Source organism: Pseudooceanicola aestuariicola (genome assembly GCF_045763785.1).
Classification (GTDB): domain Bacteria; phylum Pseudomonadota; class Alphaproteobacteria; order Rhodobacterales; family Rhodobacteraceae; genus Pseudooceanicola.
Genome location: NZ_JBJGSF010000002.1, coordinates 836,364 through 854,239 on the forward strand (window position 1 = coordinate 836,364; position 17,876 = coordinate 854,239).

A 17,876-nucleotide genomic window follows, 5' to 3' on the forward strand; every position below is an offset into this window, starting at 1 on the left:
CGTTCATCTTTCCAGCAATACTCCCGCCGGAGGCATCCGACATCCGCCACCGGGCCGTATCAATTGAGGTCGCTTTAAACATCCGCCACCTCCATCCCGTGGGCACCGCCCATCATCAGGCCGATCTCTTCGACCGTAAGCCCCTTGGCAGGGCGAATATCGCTCAGACGTCCTTCGTTCAGCGCAGCGAACCGGTCCGAGACTTCCATCAATTCGTCCAGATCCTGAGAGATCACGACCACCGCCGCGCCCCCTGTTGCCAGATCAAGGATCGCCTGTCGGATGGTGGCCGCAGCGGCGGCGTCTACGCCCCATGTCGGCTGGTTGACGATCAGAACCTGCGGGTCCTGCATGACCTCTCGCCCGATGACGAACTTCTGCAGGTTGCCACCGGACAGCGAACGGGCGGCGTTTTCCGTTCCGGGCGTGCGCACGTCAAAGCGTTCGATCACCTCGCGTGCGAAACCTCGCGCCTTGCCCCAGTTGATGAATCCACTGCTGACGATTTTGCGACGCTCCGCCGCGGTCAGCGCGGCATTTTCGGTCAGCGACATGTCGGGCGCAGCCGCGTGACCTAGCCGTTCCTCAGGTGCCGTCAACAGACCCATGCGACGGCGGGCGGCGGGGCCCGTTGATCCGACCTCCGTCCCGTCCAGAACCACCATGTTCGATGCCGATCGCAACTCGCCCGAGAGCGCGCCCAGCAATTCGTCCTGGCCGTTGCCCGCCACGCCGGCAAGGCCCAGAACCTCGCCCGCACGGACCTCGAAGCTGATGTTTTTCAGGGACGTGCCGAACTGACCGGGCGAAGCGACCGACAGGTTGTTCAGGGCCAGCCGAACCTCTCCGGGTTCGCGGGTGTCGCGGCTGGGGACATGCAGTTCCGCGCCGACCATCAGTTCCGCCATTTCCCGCGCGGTGGTGTCACGGGGCGTACAGTTGGCGACCTTTTTGCCCAGCCGCAGAATGGTCGCCTCGTCACAAAGGGCGCGGATTTCTTCCAGCTTATGCGAGATATACAGGATCGAGGTGCCCTCGGCCTTTAGCTTGCGCAGGGTCTCGAACAGGATCTCAACCTCTTGCGGGGTCAGCACGGACGTGGGTTCATCCATGATCAGCAGCTTGGGGTTCTGCAGAAGGCAGCGAATGATCTCAACCCGCTGGCGTTCGCCTGCGGACAGGTCGCCCACCACGCGCCATGGGTCCAGCGGCAGGCCGTATTGGTCTGACACGTCCCGGATCCGCGCCGCCAGATCACGCATCGCGGGCGGTTCGGCCATGCCAAGGGCAATATTCTCGGCCACGTTCAGCGCGTCGAACAACGAAAAATGCTGGAACACCATCGCGACGCCAAGGGCACGGGCGACTTTGGGTTCCGATGGGGCAAAGGCCTCACCCGACATGGTCATCGTGCCGCTGTCGGGTTTGACCAATCCGTAGATCATCTTGACCAGTGTCGATTTGCCAGCACCGTTTTCGCCCAGCAGCGCATGCACTTCGCCGGGTTGGATATCGAACGATACGTCGTCGTTGGCCACGACGCCCGGATAGGCCTTGGTCAGGCCCTTGATGGAAAGGAGTGGTCCCGTCACCCTGTCATATCCCTTAGGGCGTCTTGTCGCGCCATTTGTGTTTTTAGCGCCCAGAGGGTGCTGATGGCAATTTCTTGTGGATGTTTGCCCATGCTCGGATCTCCGATCGGGCAGGTAATGCTGTCTATCCGGGCAGACGAATGGCCCGCGGCAGACAGGCGATGGCGGAAGCGCGCCCATTTGCTGCGCGATCCGATCAATCCCGCAAAGGCGAAGTCATGGCGGAGCAGCGCGTCGCATAGCGCAAGGTCCAGCGCGTGCGAATAGGTCAGGATCAGGTGGCTGGCGTTTGCCGGCGCGTGCGCGACCAGCCGTTCGGGACGTGCGGCCGGTAGGACGGTGACACTTTCAGGCGCCCTTTCCGGGAAGCGGTCGGGGCTGGTGTCGATCCACTTGATGTCGAGGTCGGGCAGGGGGGCCGCCGTGGTCACCATGGCGCGGCCGACATGGCCCGCGCCCCAGACCCAAAGTGGCGTTGTGGGCGTCTGAACCGGCTCGATCAGCCAACCATCGATCAGTTGGGTCCCGGTTTCCAAGTTGCCGTTGCGTGCCTCTGCCAGTTTGCGACGCAAGGCCAGCGGCGCCTCGTTCGTCCCGGTTATCCGTCGCAGGATCAGGCCGTTCTGTACATCCGGCATCGTATCGAAGCGATCATAGACCAGCGTCACGGCCCCGCCGCAGCATTGACCCAGGTCGGGACCAAGCGCGCGGTTATCCACGACCGGGGCGGATAGGTGGCGCGCCTTGGTAATGGCCTCATGCTCTAACGTGCCGCCGCCAATGGTGCCCGAGACCAAGCCCTCGCGCGATACGATCATCGCAGCGCCGACCTCTCTGGGGGTCGAGCCTTTGACGCCTGCGATCACGACGCGGACCACCTTGCCATGCGCGTGCAGTGCGCGTTTCAACGCTTCCAGATCAACCATGGCGCACCCGTTCGATTGCCGCCAGAACACGTTCGGGCGTGGCGGGGGCGTCCAGTGCCGGATATCCTGTTCCGCAGGCCGCCACAGCATCCGAAAGCGCGAGCCACGCCGAAGTGCCCAGCATGAACGGCGGCTCGCCGACGGCTTTGGATCGATAGATCGTCTCGGCCCGGTTGTCGCCGTCCCACAGTGCGACGTTGAAGATATCCGGCCGATCCCCGCACGCCGGGATCTTGTAGGTCGACGGTGCGTGTGTCCGCAGCCGCCCCTTGTCATCCCAGACCAGTTCTTCGGTCGTCAGCCAGCCCGCACCTTGGACATAGCCGCCTTCGATCTGGCCGATGTCGATTGCCGGGTTCAGAGACCGGCCGACATCATGCAAGATGTCGGTGCGCAGGATGCGGTATTCGCCGGTCAGGGTGTCGATCACCACTTCGGTACAGGCAGCCCCGTGCGCGAAGTAGAAAAACGGTCGACCCTGACCGCGCAGACGATCCCACGCCAGATCGGGGGTCTTGTAGTAGCCGGTCGACGACAGGCTGATCCGGTTTTCATAGGCGATCTGGGCCGCTTTTTCGAAACTGATACGCTCGGCCCCGACCTGAACCTGATCACCTTCAAAGTTCACCGTCTGGGGCGCGACCTGATGCAATTCGGCCAGACAGGCAGCAATCCGGTCCCGGATTGTTTCACATGCAATCCTCACGGCCATACCGTTCAGGTCAGACCCGGACGATGCCGCCGTAGCCGAGGTATTGGGCACTTTGCCAGTGTCTGTCGCCGTGACCTTGATGGCAGCCGGGGATACGCCAAAGACAGAACCCGCGACCTGTGCCATCTTTTGGTACAGGCCTTGCCCCATCTCGGTCCCGCCATGGTTCACCTGAACGGAGCCGTCTTGGTACACGTGCACCAAGGCACCTGCCTGATTGAGGTGCGTCAGCGTGAAGGAAATCCCGAACTTCACCGGCGTCAGGGCGATCCCGCGTTTCAGCACAGGGTTGGCGGCGTTCCAGACCTCGGCCTGCGCGCGGCGTCCGGCATAGTCACAGGTTTCGGCCAGTTCTGCAGTCATGGCGTTGAGGATGAAATCTTCGACCGCCATTCCATAGGGCGTGGTCTGCGCGTTGGGCGTGGCGACGGGCTGCTGCGGTCCCGTCTCTTCCGCGCCACGGCTGGTCAAATCCTTATCTTCTTCGGTCGGGGAAATATTCTCGGGGGAAGACGCCGACAGGCGGCTGGGGGCAGACAGCCCCCCATCGCCATCCACTGGCGCGTCGGCATAGTAATTCGCCTGCCGCACCGCCAGCGGGTCCATACCCAGATCATGGGCGATGTGATCCATCACCCGTTCGATCCCGACCAGCCCCTGCGGCCCGCCAAAGCCTCGAAACGCGGTGGCAGAACAGGTGTTGGTTTTCAGACGATGGCTTTCGATCCGGACGTTTTCCAGCAGGTAAGCGTTGTCGGCATGCAGCATCGCACGGTCCGCGACGGGCAGGGACAGGTCCTGAGCCCAGCCGCAGCGGAACAGATGGCGAAATTCTACCCCCGTCAGCCGCCCGGTGTCGTCGAAACCGGCGCGGTATTCGATGCGCAGATCGTGACGTTTGCCGGTGATGACCATATCGTCGTCACGGTCGTAGCGCATCTTGCAGGGCTTGCCGGTCGCGCGGGCCATCACGGCGCAGGCAACGGCCAGCGCGTTCCCCTGACTTTCTTTGCCGCCAAAGCCGCCGCCCATCCGGCGGGTTTCCACGCGAACGTCATGCATCGGAAGACCAAGCGCTTCGGCGACCTTATGCTGGATCTCGGTCGGGTGCTGGGTGGAGGAATGGGCGACCATCTCTCCTCCATCCTGCGGCAGAGCCAGCGCGGCCTGACCTTCAAGGTAAAAGTGTTCCTGTCCACCGACTTCCAACGTGCCAGTGATCTTGCGCGGCGCAGCGTCGATGGCCGATCCTGCGTCACCCTTGGTCCAGGTGACAGGACCGCCTTCGAACCTGCTGTTGGCGGCAAGGGCTTCGTCGACGGTCAGGATAGGTGTTTCTTCTGAGATGTCCGGTTTGCCAAGCTTGGCGGCCTTACGGGCGGCCAGATGGGTGGTCGCAGCCACAACAAAAAGCGGTTGGCCGACATAGTGCACCCTGTCGGTAGCCAACAAAGGCTCATCGTGGATCGAAGGGGAGACATCGTTGGCAAACTGCAGGTCATCCGCAGTTAGCACCGCGATCACGCCGGGGGCATTTCGGACCGCATCGAGGTCCAGACCATTCAGCTTACCACGCGCCACGGGGGATAGCCCAAAAGCCAGATGCAGCGACCCAGTAGGTGTCGGGATGTCGTCGATATACCGCGCCGCGCCGGTGACGTGCAGGTGTGCGGTGTCGTGGGGAAGGGGTTTGCCCATGCTCATGGCATCACCTCTCGCACGCTGCGTGCCTGTCCTTGGGTTTCAAGGAAGTAGCGTTGGAGCATGTTTTTGGCGGTGGTCAGGCGATACTCCGCGCTGGCCCGCATGTCGGACATGGGCGTGAAATCCTTAGCCCATTCATCGGCGACGGTCATCACAGTCTCTTCGGTCCATGGCTGGCCGGTGAGGGCTGTTTCGACATGCGTTGCGCGTTTGGGAGTGCCTGCCATGCCGCCAAATGCGATGCGGGCGCTGGCGACTTTGCCATCCTCGACCGCGATGCTGAAGGCCCCCATGACGGCGGAGATGTCCTGATCAAACCGCTTGGACAGTTTGTAACAGGCCAGGTGCGGCGCAGTCTTAGGGATGGTGATTGCTTCGACGAATTCGCCGGGGACGCGGTCCTGTTTGCCGTAGTCGATGAAGAACTCCTCGATCGGCAAGTCGCGGCGGGTGTTCCCATGGCGCAGGTGCAGCGTCGCGTCCAGTGCGATCAACGCGGGCGGGTTGTCCCCGATTGGCGATCCATTGGCGACATTGCCGCCGATGGTCGCGGCCTGACGCACCTGTTCAGAGCCATAGCGGCGCACCATACTGGCATAGCTTGGGTAATATTCGTCCAGAGTCGGCAGCAGTTCCGCCATGGTGACCGCGGCCCCGATGCGGATCGTGTCAGGCGCGGTCACGTCGATGATCTTCAGGTCTGCGCAGCGGTTCAGGAAGATCACGCGGTCCAACTCTCGCAGTTGTTTGGTGACCCAAAGGCCTACATCCGTGGCGCCGCCGATCAGCGTGGCGTCGGGCTGGGCGGCGTAGATGGCAGCGAGTTCGTCCGAGGATTGCGGCGCAATGGTCAGCGGCGCAACATCGGGCGCAGTGTCCGACAGCCAGTCAGGAATCGGCGCGTCAGCGGCGGCTTCGGCCGCGCGGATGATCGGGGCGTAGCCGGTGCAGCGGCACAGGTTTCCTGCCAGAACGGTGTCATGTTCCGTCTTGCCTGCCGTATGCGCCGTCACCATCGACGCGATAAATCCGGGCGTGCAGAAGCCGCACTGGCTGCCATGGTGATCGACCATCGCCTGTTGCACGGGATGCAACGTTCCGTCCGGCCCGGCCAAGCCTTCGACCGTGCGGACCGCCTTGCCGTGCAATTGGGGCATGAACAGAATGCAGGCGTTCAACGCCTTCAGGCCCTGTTCGCTGTCGGGGTCGGTCACCATAACGGTGCAGGCGCCGCAATCGCCTTCGTTGCAGCCCTCTTTCGTGCCCGTCAGCCCACGCGTTTCGCGCAGCCAGTCCAATAGGGTGGTCGTGGGTGGAACCTCGTCTGTCAGGTCCACGCGCTCTCCGTTCAAGTGAAAGGAGATTGTCATGTCATTGGTCCGCCGCCTTACCCCGTTGGCCCCCAGTGCCCGGTTCGATGCGGCGTAGAACCGGACGGGCATTCCGACCCACAGCAAAGCGGGTCAGCGCGCGATTGGCAAGCATTTGCTGAAAAACCGGGCGGCTGCCTTGCGATTTTTGCCTAAGAAGCTGGCGTTACAGTTTGGCGAGGGTGAGGCCATCGGCGGTCAGGGCGTCGCGCACGGACTTTGCGATTTCAATGGCTTCGGGCGTGTCGCCGTGCAGGCAGATCGTGTCGATCCGGGTCGGAATGCGTTTTCCGTTCGCAGTGATGATCGCCCCTTCGCGGACCATGTCGGCGATGCGGGGTCCGGCCAGTGCGGCGTCATGGATCACCGCGCCGGGCAATTTCCGGTCTACCAACGTGGCGTCATCGTTGTAGGCGCGGTCGGCGAAAATCTCGTTTGCGAAGGTCAGGCCAAGGTCTTCGGCGGCGGCCTGCTGGGCGGTTCCGGCCAGCGTCATCACGACAATTCCGGGCTGGGTTTTTTCAGCGGCGGCATAGCAGGTGCGCGCCATGTCGATGTCTTCGGACGCCATGTTCGCCAGCGCGCCGTGCAGCTTCAGATGCCGGACCTCTCCACCCGCTGCACGGGCCATCGCCTGTGCGGCACCCAGTTGATAGGTGATCAGGTTCGTGAGCTCTTCGGCTGACAGGGCGATGCGGCGCCGTCCGAAACCTTGCGTGTCGGCAAAGCCGGGATGCGCGCCAAGGCCGACGCCCTTATCCTGCGCCATCCGGAAAGTGCGGGCCATCACGTCTGCGTCGCCCGCGTGAAAGCCACAGGCGATATTGGCCGAGGTCACGATATCCAGCAGGGCCGCGTCATTGCCCATGACCCAAAGGCCAAAGCTTTCGCCCATGTCGGCGTTCAGGTCGATTGTCCGGGTCATGTGGCGTCTCCCTCGTCTCCGCGGACCATGCCGCCGATCAGTTGATAGGACAGCAGGTCCGGGATGTCATGCGGATCGCGCCGTAACGGCTGAACGCGTTTGCGGAGCGCTTTGAGCGTCTCGGTCATCGGCTGCCAAAGCGCATCGGCCTGTTCCAGAGTGATGCGCTGGAAGGTCAGAGCGGTACCGGGCGCGGCCTGGGCCACGCGGGGCAGGTCTTGCGGGATCACAGTGCCGATCCGGGGATAGCCGCCCATCGTCTGGCATTCCGTCAGCAGCACATAGGGGATGCCGTCGCCTGTCATCTGGATATCGCCGGGCTGAATGACGTCCGAGGCGAGCGATTTGGTTTCGCTGGCAAAGGGCGCGTCGTCAAAGTCCAGCCGCACGCCCTGTCTGTTGCCAGTTGTCGAGCGGGTGAATGCGGTCGCAAAGAAGCGGTTGATCGTCGCGCTGTCGAATAGATCGGTCTGAGGCCCGGGCATTACCCGGATGGGGCCGCCCGACAGGCGTTCGTCCGGGCGAAGGACCATCGGCGGTCGGTCTGGCGCATCGTCGGGATGCAATGCGATCTGCGCGCCTTGCGTCAGTCGTTCGCCAATCCCGGCGGTCAGATGCGTGCCTTGACCACCCATCACGGGTTCGGTCGCAAATCCGTTCGCAGGCGTCAGATAGCCATATGTTCCCTTGCGCGCGGGGCCGATGGTCAGGCGGTCACCGATCTTCAGGGTGACGGTCGTGTTCCAATTGACTGGCGCACCGTTCATGCTGGCCTGCATCTGCGCGCCGGTCAGGGCGACGCGGGTGGGCGCGGTGACCTCGAACGTGCCTCCCATCATGGGCATTTCCAGCGATGATACCGGAGCAGGGAGGTTGAGCAGCGCCGCCGCTTCGATCAGTGCCAATGGGTCCGCGGCCCCGGCGCGGGACAGCCCCTGAGCCAAGCGGTTTGGGCGGCCCATGTCCTGCAGGGTGAGGCCCGCGCTGGCCTGATGGATAATCAAGGCCGTCATGATAGCGCCTCGACCCGTGCGCCGCCGCGGCCATCGGCATTGTCCGCTTCCAGCGCGGCGAGTTCTGACGGAGAGATCGTCGCGAACCGGACCTCATCGCCCGCCCGTAACAGCGTGGCCGGGTCGCGGCCGGGGTCGAAACCTTCAAAGGCGGTTTGCCCGATGTGCCGCCACCCGGTGGGCGTCGCGTTGGTAAAGATGATCAGCTGACGCACGGCAGCGACCAGCGCGCCTTTGGGTACGTTCGGGGTGATTTCGGTCAGGCGGGGGATGTCCCATTCGGGCGGCATCAGACCCATGTACGGCAGCCCGGGCGCAAAGCCGATGGTCAGCACGCGCACGGGCGTCGACAGGATCGCATCGCGCGCCGCGCTATCGGACAGGCCTGCGGCTTTGGCAGTTTCGCTGAATTGGGGGCCACGATCGGCGCCCAGCACGACGGGAATCGTCCAGCGGCGGGATGGTGGGGGCAGGGTGGCCCCCACCAAATCGGTCTGGTCGATGATGGCCCTTGTTGCCGCTGCCACCTCGGCCCGCGACGTGCGGGTGGGATCGAACCGAAGGTAGACGGAGGCCAAAGCGCCCACGATTTCCTCAACCCCCTGCGGTGGCGTCGCCTCCAGCGCCGAACGCAGGGCCTGAACCGCGCCAAGGGTCGCCTGATCCGGGGTCAGGCCAAGCCGGATCGACAGGCCGTCAGGGCCATGCGGCAGGATTTCAGGGGTCACTTCGGGCGCATTCATCGCAAAAATGATCAACGGATTTGCCGGAAGGTGCAACAGCAGTTCCGCCCGTCCGCGATCCGTATTAGCCTGACGGCATGAGCAGTGATCCCCGATTCATCCACCTAAGAGTCCATACCGAATATTCCCTGCTGGAAGGCGCCGTGCGGTTGAAGAAACTGCCGGGGCTTTGCCGCGATGCCGGGATGCCCGCGATTGCGGTGACGGACACCAACAACATGTTCTCGGCGCTGGAATTTTCCGTCACGGCCAGTGGCGAAGGTATCCAGCCGATCATCGGGTGTCAGGTCGATGTGACCTTTGTCGCAACGCAGCCCGGTGAGAAGCCCAAGGCCCCCGCGCCGCTTGTTCTGATGGCGCAGAGCGAGGCCGGGTACGAAAACCTCATGCGGCTGAATTCGTGTCTGTACCTGACCAAGCCGGGGCAATTGCCGCAGGTCACGTTGGATGAGTTGGAAGAATTCTCCGCCGGCGTGATCTGTCTTTCGGGCGGGGCCGATGGCCCGGTGGGCATGTTGTTACAGGGCGGTCAGCGTCCCGCCGCGCAGGCGCTGATGGACCGTCTGAAGGGTATGTTCGGTGACCGGCTTTATGTCGAGTTGCAGCGCCATCCCGGTGACGGTGGTCTGCCTGCGAATGAACGCGCGACCGAGCGTGGTTTTGTCGAAATGGCCTACGCGATGGAGCTGCCGCTGGTCGCGACGAACGACGTCTACTTCCCAAAGTCCAAGATGTACGAGGCGCATGACGCCCTGATCTGTATCGCCGAGGGCGCCTATGTCGATCAGCAAGAAGAGCGTCGGCGTCTGACCCCGCAGCATTACTTCAAGACCGCAGAAGAAATGGCGACCCTCTTCGCCGATCTGCCGGAAGCGATTGAAAACACGGTCGAGATCGCCAAACGCTGCGCCTTCATGGCGTATCGCCGCGATCCGATCCTGCCGAAATTCGCGGATGACGAGGTCAGCGAACTGCGTCGTATGGCAAACGAAGGTCTGCAGGCGCGTCTTGCCGTGATACCACACGCTGTCAGCGTCGAGGAATATCAGGAACGGCTGGATTTCGAGCTTGGTATTATCGAAGGCATGGGCTTTCCCGGCTACTTCCTGATCGTTGCGGACTTTATCCAGTGGGCCAAGGACCATGACATTCCAGTCGGACCGGGCCGGGGGTCAGGTGCGGGCTCTCTTGTCGCTTATGCGCTGACGATCACGGACCTTGATCCGCTGCGGTATTCGCTGCTGTTCGAACGTTTCTTGAACCCCGAACGTGTGTCGATGCCCGACTTCGACATCGACTTCTGTATGGATCGCCGGGAAGAGGTGATCCGATACGTGCAGGAGAAGTATGGCCGTGACAAAGTCGGACAGATCATCACCTTCGGTGCGCTTTTGTCCAAAGCGGCGGTGCGTGACATCGGGCGGGTTCTGCAGATGCCTTACGGGCAGGTGGATCGCCTATCCAAGATGATCCCGGTGGAAGGCGTGAAGCCAGTGTCCATCGAACAAGCGCTGGCGCAGGAAGAACGTCTGCGGGCCGAGGCGAAATCCGAAGAGGTTGTCGACCGGCTGCTGCAATACGGCATGCAGGTCGAAGGGTTGTTGCGGAACGCATCGACCCACGCCGCTGGTGTTGTGATCGGCGACAGGCCCTTGGATCGGTTGGTGCCGCTGTATCAGGATCCGCGATCTGACATGCCTGCGACACAGTTCAACATGAAATGGGTCGAACAGGCGGGGCTGGTGAAGTTCGACTTTCTCGGCCTGAAGACGCTGACCGTTATTCAAAACGCCATCGAACAAATCCATGCGGGCGGGCGCGATCTGCATATCGCTGCAGACGGTTCTGAAATTTATGAACCCCCCGAGGGGGCAGAGAACCAGATCAACCTGATACCGCTGGATGATGAAAAGACCTATGACCTGTATTCCGCGGCCAAGACGGTTGCGGTCTTCCAGGTTGAAAGCTCGGGCATGATGGATGCGTTGAAGCGCATGAAGCCCACCTGTATCGAAGACATCGTGGCGCTTGTGGCGCTATATCGTCCCGGCCCGATGGAGAATATTCCGACCTATTGCGAGGTCAAGAACGGGCTGCGAGAGATCGAATCCGTGCACCCCTTGATCGATCATATCCTTGAGGAAACTCAGGGTATTATCGTGTATCAGGAACAGGTGATGCAGATCGCCCAGGTGATGGCCGGGTACAGCCTTGGCGGCGCGGACCTGCTGCGTCGCGCCATGGGTAAAAAGATCAAAGAGGCGATGGACGCCGAACGCCCCAAGTTCGAAGCCGGTGCTGCCGAAAATGGGGTCGAGAAAAAGAAGGCGTCCGAAGTCTTCGACCTGTTGGAAAAGTTTGCCAACTACGGGTTCAACAAATCCCACGCGGCGGCTTATGCGGTGGTCTCGTATCAGACCGCATGGCTCAAGGCGAACCATCCGGTCGAGTTCATGGCAGGCGTCATGAACTGCGATATCCACCTGACGGAAAAGCTTGCGGTCTATTTCGAAGAAGTCCGCAAGGCGTTGAAGTTGCCGTTCGTTCCGCCCTGTGTGAACCGGTCTGGGGCATCGTTCAAAGTTGTGAACGGTGAATTGGTCTATGCGCTGGGCGCGTTGAAAAACGTCGGTTTGGACGCGATGCGGCTGGTGACCGAAGGGCGCAAAACGGACGATGGGGAAAAGCCCTTTGTGAACCTTTACGATTTTGCCCGACGGGTTGAATTGAAACGCGTCGGCAAGCGTCCATTGGAAATGATGGCCCGGGCTGGCGCCTTCGATCAGCTTGATCCGAACCGGCGCCGGGTGTTCGAGTCTCTGGACGCGCTCGTGCAATATTCGGCGGCAATCTGGGATCAGAAACAGTCGAACCAGGTCTCATTGTTCGGTGATGCGGGCGAAGACCTGCCAGAACCACGCCTGTCGCCCGCACAGGATTGGTTGCCCGCCGAACGGCTGTCGGAGGAGTTCAAGGCCATTGGCTTCTACCTGTCCGGTCACCCGCTGGACGACTATGCCGGCGCGCTGAAGCGCAAGGATATCAAGACGCTGGACGAGGTGACGATGCTGGCGCAGGGCGGCCCGTTGGTTGCCAAAATCGCAGGCATTGTGTCCGGGCGGCAAGAACGAAAATCGGCGCGCGGCAATCGTTTTGCTTTTGTGCAGGCTTCTGACACGACCGGCGCGTATGAATGTACAGTCTTTTCTGACACGCTCGAAAGCGCGCGGGATTATTTGGATGCAGGCTCCATGATCGTGTGCACGGTCGAGGCGACGATGGAGAGCGATCAGCTTAAGCTCTTGGCGCGGGGTATCGCGCCCCTTGATACGGTCGTCGCGGATGTGGGCGGCGTTGGACTGAAGATCTTCGTAGAGGCAACCGATGCCATCACGGCGGTGGCCGAGGTGCTGAAGAACGCCCAAGAAACCGCCGCTAAGGTGGCCAAGGGGCCGATCAGTTTCTGCCTGATGGATCGCGACCTTCCCGGAGAGGTCGAGATCGATGCCGGGCAAGACTTTCCCGTGACGCCTCAGATCAAAGGGGCGATCAAAAGCCTGAATGGCGTGATGGCTGTCGAAGAGATCTGATCAGACGCTCAGGCCCGAAAAACTGGACAGGCCGAATCAAATTTGATTCACTCCTCACAAAATATTGAGGGGACGAGCAGTGGTCCGTCTAATGCTGCCCTTCGCCCTGCTAGGTCTGTGCGCGTGTCAGGGGCCGTTGGGTGGGGTCGAAAGGCTTTCCGATCAGCAGATCGCACCAGAAGATGGTGCGGTTGAAATCGTGGCAGGTGCCGAAGGTGTCGATCGCGTCACCAACGCCGAAGATTTGGCCGCGCAGGCAGCGGTCGAAGACGTTACGACAAAAGAGCGGACGGGATTTTTAGGGCTTCTGAAGCGCCTGTCCCCGGAAAAATCGGCGGAAAGCGAAGCGGCTGAGATCGCATTGGCCGGTCTGGTCGTTGAAGAGGCCGCGCAGGAAGAGGTCTCTGACGAGGCGTCGGAGCCTTTGTCAGATTTCGGCGAAGATGTCGCGGAAACTCCGGAACCCGCTAGACGATTGCCGGGGCTGTTCGGCTTGCTACGAAAAGAGCCTGCGCAAGATGCGGCACCGGCAACACGCGTTGGGCAACCGTCAGAACCAACACCTGCACCCAAGCCGCAGCCGCGCGCCGCAGCCAAGGGGCCGGAAAAGGACATGGTCCCGGGAACGGTCATGGCCTTCGGGAATATCGGGCGGATTTGCGATCTGCCGCAGGGGCAAATGGGCTCTCGCGTTGCGCAGTATCCTGAACGTGGCGCGAAATACCGGATTTTCGACTTGGCGCCGGACGGTATGAACTCGCGCACCTTCTATATTACCGGCTTTGACGACGGCTGCGCACGACAGGTCACGGGGGCCATGGTGATGTTCGGCGATGTTGAGATGCACGAAGCTCTGCGCTACGGCACCGCCGCGTCGATCCAGCCCAAAAGCGACGCGGACAAAGCCTACGACCGCGTAAAAGGGCGCGTGTGCAAGGTGGGCCGTAACAAGCCCTGCGGAGCGCGGATCAAGGCATTGCAGCGCGATACCGTATTCCTAAGTGTCTATGAAACCTTTGGAAATGGCGGCCGGTGGAGTAATATTCTGTTGCACGACGGACAGGTCGAAGCGGCCGCTATGGGAGCCAAACCTAAGTAGGTCAGTAGTGCGGGGGCCGTTCGTCCCCGAACACGACGGCGTCGCCGTGCGAGGCTTCGCGCTCTGCTTCACGCTCCATCAGCAGCTGCATCCGGCGGGTCAGCATCGCGATCTCACGTTCTTGTCGGGCGACGACGGTCGACAGATCATCGACGGTGCGTTCCAGATGGGCGATCTGTTCCTGAAGTTCGATCATTTTGAGCCTGCTTGTCAGCGTTTCTGAACCATGGTGCGCCAGCCTATATGGCAATGGCAACCCCGCGCCAATGCCGCAACACTTGCCGCCACACGGGCCATGGGCTAGACCCCGCCGCGAGCCAATGCGCAGAGGGTCCTATGGCCAAACAGAAAAAAGCCCCGCGCCCCAAGGCCGAGACGCCGAAGGGGTTCCGCGATTACTTCGGCACCGAGGTGACCGAACGGTCCGAGATGTTGCAGAAGATCGCGCATGTTTATCATCGCTATGGCTTTGATGCGCTTGAATCTTCTGGGGTCGAGACGGTCGAAGCTCTGGGCAAGTTCCTGCCAGATGTGGATCGTCCGAACGAAGGTGTCTTCGCGTGGCAGGAATCCGATGATGACGGCAAAGGCGACTGGCTGGCGCTGCGCTATGATCTGACGGCGCCCTTGGCGCGCGTCTATGCGCAGCACCGCAATGATCTGCCGACACCATATCGTCGTTACGCGATGGGGCCAGTCTGGCGGAATGAAAAGCCGGGCCCGGGGCGGTATCGTCAGTTTTATCAATGTGATGCGGATACCGTCGGCACGGCCAGCGTTGCGGCGGATGCTGAGATTTGCGCGCTGCTGGCTGATTGTCTGGAAGAGGTCGGGATCCCGCGCGGCGATTATCTGGTCCGTGTGAACAACCGCAAAGTTCTGAACGGCGTGCTTGAGGCGATGGGCGTTGAAGATGCCGCGCAGCAGGCCGATGTTCTGCGCACCATCGACAAGTTCGACAAGGTCGGCGAGTCTGGTGTCCGCGAGCTATTGGGCAAGGGCCGTCTGGATGCCTCTGGTGCGTATATCGACGGAGTGGGTCTGGATGACGCGCAGGCAGAGCCTGTGATCGCGTTTCTGACGTCCAAGGGTGCGACGGTCGGTGAGACGTTGGCCAATCTGCGCGCGGCTGTTGGCGGCTCGGCTATTGGGGCCGAAGGCGTGGACGAGTTAGAGCAGATCGCATCCCTGCTGGAGGCTGGTGGGTACGGGCCTGACCGGATCGAAGTCGACCCGTCTGTCGTGCGGGGTCTGGGCTATTACACCGGCCCGGTGTTCGAGGCCGAGCTGACCTTTGAGATCCTCGACGAAAAAGGCCGCAAGCGTCAGTTCGGGTCGGTCGCGGGCGGTGGACGCTATGACGATCTTGTGGCCCGGTTCACAGGGCAGAAGGTGCCTGCGGTCGGCGTGTCGATCGGTGCGGACCGGTTGCTGGCCGCGCTGCGTGAAAAGGGTCGGATCGGGTCTGAGGCCGAAGGGCCTGTTGTCGTTACGGTGATGGATCGCGACCGGATGGCGGACTATCAGGCCATGGTAGCCGAGCTGCGGGCGGCCGGTATCCGGGCCGAGGTCTATTTGGGCAACCCGAAGAATTTTGGCAATCAGTTGAAATATGCGGACAAGCGGAACTCGCCTGCCGCTGTGATCGAAGGTGCCGACGAAAAAGAGCGTGGCGTGGTACAGGTCAAGGACCTGATCTTGGGCAAGAAAATTGCCGAAAACGCGACGCTGGAAGAGTGGAAGGAACGCCCCTCTCAGGCGGAAATTCCGCGCGATCAGATTGTTCAGCATATTCTGGATCTTCTGAAAGGGGACGATTGATGCCCGTCTGGCAGGGACACACGCCGGAACTGCGCGGCAAAGTGCGGGCGCGGGCGGCTGAACTGCGGGCCGGATTTGAAGCCTCTGGCGCAGTCGCGGTGGAATGCCCGATCTTATTGCCTGCGGCGACCCTTCTGGATCTTTACGGCGAAGATATCCGGGGACGCGCCTATGTGACGTCGGATGCGTTGCGCGGCGAACAGATGATGCGCCCGGACTTTACGGTGCCGGTTGTGCAGATGCACATGGCCGGAGGTGCAGAGCCCGCGCGCTATACCTACGCCGGAGAGGTGTTTCGCCGTCAGGAAGAGGACGAGGCGCGGGCGAATGAATACCTACAAGTCGGGGTCGAGATCTTCGATGGCGCACAGCCTGCCCAATCGGATGCCGAGGTCTTTACACTGGTGCGCGCCGCGACCAAGGGCATCGCTTTGCGGGCGGCAACGGGCGACATCGGCATACTGATGGCTGCGGTGGCGGGGCTGGATACCAGCGACGCCCGCAAGGCCGCATTGATGCGCCACATCTGGCGGCCGCGTCGGTTCCGGACCTTGCTGGACCGGTTTGCCGGACGCTCTCCGGTGCCGCCCAGCCGGGTGGCCTTGCTGGCGGCGGACGATCCTTTTGCTGATGCGGGCCCGAACATCGGTTTGCGCAGCCGGGGCGAAGTCGAAGCGCGGATCGAGGCATTGCGCAAAGATGCAGAGACGCCGCCGATCAGCGACAGGCAATTGAGCCTGATCGACGCGATCCTGTCCGTCCGCGAAACGCTGCCGTTCGCGTTGGAGCGGTTGCGCGATATCGCCGTGGATCTGCCGTCCATTTCGGATGCCGTCGAAGGACTGGCGGCGCGCGCTGCGGCATTGGACGCGAAAGGCGTCGATATCGCCGTGCTGGATTTCGAGGCCGCGTATGGCCGGACGCACATGGAATATTACGATGGCTTCGTCTTTGGCCTTTATGCCGAAGCGCGGCCTGACCTGCCCCCCGTGGCCTCGGGCGGGCGGTATGACGCGCTGACCCGCGTGCTGGGCCGAAGCGCCGGACGTCCCGAAGGCATCCCTGCGGTGGGTGGCGTGGTCCGTCCGGGCCTGATCGTCGAGTTGGAGGACACAGCATGAGCCTGAAGCTGGGTGTCCCCTCCAAGGGGCGGTTGATGGAAAAAACCTTCGACTGGTTTGGTGAGCGTGGGATCACGCTGAGCCGTGCCGGGTCGGATCGGGAATATGCCGGGAAGGTCGAGGGCATCGACGGTGTTGAGTTAATCCTGTTGTCCGCCGGTGAAATCCCGCGTGAACTGGCAGCCGGGCGCATCCATCTGGGCGTGACAGGCACCGATCTGATTCAGGAAAAACTGGCGGCTTGGGATCAACGGGTCGAAGTTCTGGCAGAGCTGGGATTTGGTCAGGCTGATCTGGTCATCGCCGTGCCGAATTGCTGGGTCGATGTGGACGTGCTGGACGATCTGGATGCGGCAGCCTCGGCCTTTCGCGCGGGGCATGGGTTCCGGTTAAGGATCGCGACCAAGTATCACCGTCTGGTCCGGGACTTCCTGCGCGATCAAGGCGTTGCGGATTATCAACTGGTGGACAGTCAGGGCGCGACCGAAGGCACCGTCAAGAACGAAACAGCCGAGGCGATTGCCGATATCACCACCACCGGCGATACCTTGCGCGCGAACCACCTGAAAATTCTGGCAGACGGTCTGATCCTGAAATCGCAGGCGACCCTGTTCCGGTCCCGCGCAGCCGAGATGAGCGATGCCGATCGCGCCGTATTGGCCGAGTTGTGCAGCCGGCTGAAGGTGGATTGATCGGGCTGAGGCCCGATGCCTGCGGCGCAGGTATTTTCGAACCAGAAGAAGTTAGAGGACGCCGATTTCGGCCAGTGCTTGGCTAAGGTCGGCGGGCAGCGCGTCTTCGCTTTGGCGGTGTTTCGACAGGTCCGGCGGCGTGTCTTCGGGCTTTAGGTAACGCCAGCCTTGGAATGGCCGACGTGGTGAGGCCGCGGTGGCGTGAAGCTCTGGCTCCAGCACGATCCCGCAGCGGCGGACGCCATCGCCGCGGTCGACCTCATCCAGACGCAGGATGCGCTGGCGGCACTGGATCAGGCCCTTGATCACCCAGTAGATTGATCCACCGGCCAAGATTTCCTCGGTCCGTTTCGGGAACATGCGGGTCACATGGCGCGGCAGGCCGTCGTCCGACAATGCCCGGCGGGACGCTTGCCAAGCAGCCAGATCGGCCATGGATTCGGTGCCGACGCTCAGTTTCAAAATGTTTACGTGCTGTGCCATGATCCCCCCAGATCATGTTATTCTGACCTAAAGATAGACCATTTATTGTCGTTCGCAAGCTGACGGTGTAGGGTGATTGTCCTGC

14 protein-coding genes are annotated in these 17,876 nt (G+C 61.9%); 5 read left to right on the forward strand and 9 right to left on the reverse strand.

Going from position 1 to position 17,876, the window contains the following annotated elements; genetic code table 11:
• Nucleotides 1-74: 74 nt before the first annotated feature.
• The 7 genes from ACI3GR_RS12080 to ACI3GR_RS12110 form a co-directional block, all read right to left on the reverse strand.
• Complete coding sequence (locus tag ACI3GR_RS12080; RefSeq protein WP_407494803.1) at nt 75-1,592, reverse strand: ABC transporter ATP-binding protein; 1,518 nt, start codon at nt 1,590-1,592, stop codon at nt 75-77.
• Nucleotides 1,589-2,518: a xanthine dehydrogenase accessory protein XdhC gene (gene xdhC / locus ACI3GR_RS12085; protein ID WP_407494805.1), complete on the reverse strand. Its 930-nt coding sequence runs from the start codon at nt 2,516-2,518 to the stop codon at nt 1,589-1,591. Before xdhC ends, ACI3GR_RS12080 begins: the two co-directional genes overlap by 4 nt.
• Nucleotides 2,511-4,934: a xanthine dehydrogenase molybdopterin binding subunit gene (gene xdhB / locus ACI3GR_RS12090; RefSeq protein WP_407494807.1), complete on the reverse strand. Its 2,424-nt coding sequence runs from the start codon at nt 4,932-4,934 to the stop codon at nt 2,511-2,513. Before xdhB ends, xdhC begins: the two co-directional genes overlap by 8 nt.
• Nucleotides 4,931-6,304: a xanthine dehydrogenase small subunit gene (locus ACI3GR_RS12095; protein ID WP_407494809.1), complete on the reverse strand. Its 1,374-nt coding sequence runs from the start codon at nt 6,302-6,304 to the stop codon at nt 4,931-4,933. The genes xdhB and ACI3GR_RS12095 overlap by 4 nt, the downstream gene beginning before the upstream one ends.
• A gap of 166 nt (nt 6,305-6,470) precedes the next feature.
• Nucleotides 6,471-7,229, reverse strand: a complete 759-nt coding sequence (locus ACI3GR_RS12100; protein WP_407494811.1) for a LamB/YcsF family protein — start codon at nt 7,227-7,229, stop codon at nt 6,471-6,473.
• Nucleotides 7,226-8,242 carry a 5-oxoprolinase subunit C family protein gene (locus ACI3GR_RS12105; protein WP_407494813.1) on the reverse strand — a complete coding sequence of 339 codons (1,017 nt, stop codon included), beginning with the start codon at nt 8,240-8,242 and terminating at the stop codon, nt 7,226-7,228. Before ACI3GR_RS12105 ends, ACI3GR_RS12100 begins: the two co-directional genes overlap by 4 nt.
• Entirely contained in the window at nt 8,239-9,021 is a 783-nt protein-coding gene (locus ACI3GR_RS12110) for a 5-oxoprolinase subunit B family protein (RefSeq protein WP_407494814.1), read from the reverse strand. The genes ACI3GR_RS12105 and ACI3GR_RS12110 overlap by 4 nt, the downstream gene beginning before the upstream one ends.
• A 41-nt stretch (nt 9,022-9,062) precedes the next feature.
• On the opposite strand from ACI3GR_RS12110, the gene dnaE reads away from it, so the two are divergent.
• Together dnaE and ACI3GR_RS12120 are read left to right on the forward strand one after the other, a co-directional pair.
• Nucleotides 9,063-12,575 (forward strand): DNA polymerase III subunit alpha, encoded by a 3,513-nt coding sequence (gene dnaE / locus ACI3GR_RS12115; protein ID WP_407494816.1) that lies wholly within the window; start codon nt 9,063-9,065, stop codon nt 12,573-12,575.
• Between the two features lie 79 nt (nt 12,576-12,654).
• On the forward strand, nt 12,655-13,674 hold the full coding sequence (locus tag ACI3GR_RS12120; RefSeq protein ID WP_407494818.1) for a hypothetical protein: 1,020 nt from the start codon (nt 12,655-12,657) through the stop codon (nt 13,672-13,674).
• 1 nt (nt 13,675) lies between these two features.
• Here ACI3GR_RS12120 and ACI3GR_RS12125 read toward each other — a convergent pair whose 3' ends face one another.
• Complete coding sequence (locus ACI3GR_RS12125; RefSeq protein WP_407494820.1) at nt 13,676-13,870, reverse strand: SlyX family protein; 195 nt, start codon at nt 13,868-13,870, stop codon at nt 13,676-13,678.
• A gap of 140 nt (nt 13,871-14,010) precedes the next feature.
• Here ACI3GR_RS12125 and hisS point away from each other — a divergent pair, with 140 nt between their 5' ends.
• From hisS to hisG, 3 genes are read left to right on the forward strand one after another with little or no spacing between them, the layout of a single operon-like run.
• Nucleotides 14,011-15,495 (forward strand): histidine--tRNA ligase, encoded by a 1,485-nt coding sequence (gene hisS, locus ACI3GR_RS12130; protein ID WP_407494822.1) that lies wholly within the window; start codon nt 14,011-14,013, stop codon nt 15,493-15,495.
• Nucleotides 15,495-16,616 (forward strand): ATP phosphoribosyltransferase regulatory subunit, encoded by a 1,122-nt coding sequence (locus ACI3GR_RS12135; RefSeq protein ID WP_407494824.1) that lies wholly within the window; start codon nt 15,495-15,497, stop codon nt 16,614-16,616. The genes hisS and ACI3GR_RS12135 overlap by 1 nt, the downstream gene beginning before the upstream one ends.
• Nucleotides 16,613-17,308 carry an ATP phosphoribosyltransferase gene (gene hisG, locus ACI3GR_RS12140; protein WP_407494825.1) on the forward strand — a complete coding sequence of 232 codons (696 nt, stop codon included), beginning with the start codon at nt 16,613-16,615 and terminating at the stop codon, nt 17,306-17,308. The genes ACI3GR_RS12135 and hisG overlap by 4 nt, the downstream gene beginning before the upstream one ends.
• 51 nt (nt 17,309-17,359) lie before the next feature.
• Here the strand turns inward: hisG and ACI3GR_RS12145 are convergent, their stop codons facing one another.
• The gene (locus ACI3GR_RS12145) at nt 17,360-17,791 is read right to left on the reverse strand and encodes a DUF1489 family protein (protein WP_407494826.1); all 432 of its coding nucleotides are present in this window, start codon (nt 17,789-17,791) and stop codon (nt 17,360-17,362) included.
• Nucleotides 17,792-17,876: the final 85 nt, after the last annotated feature.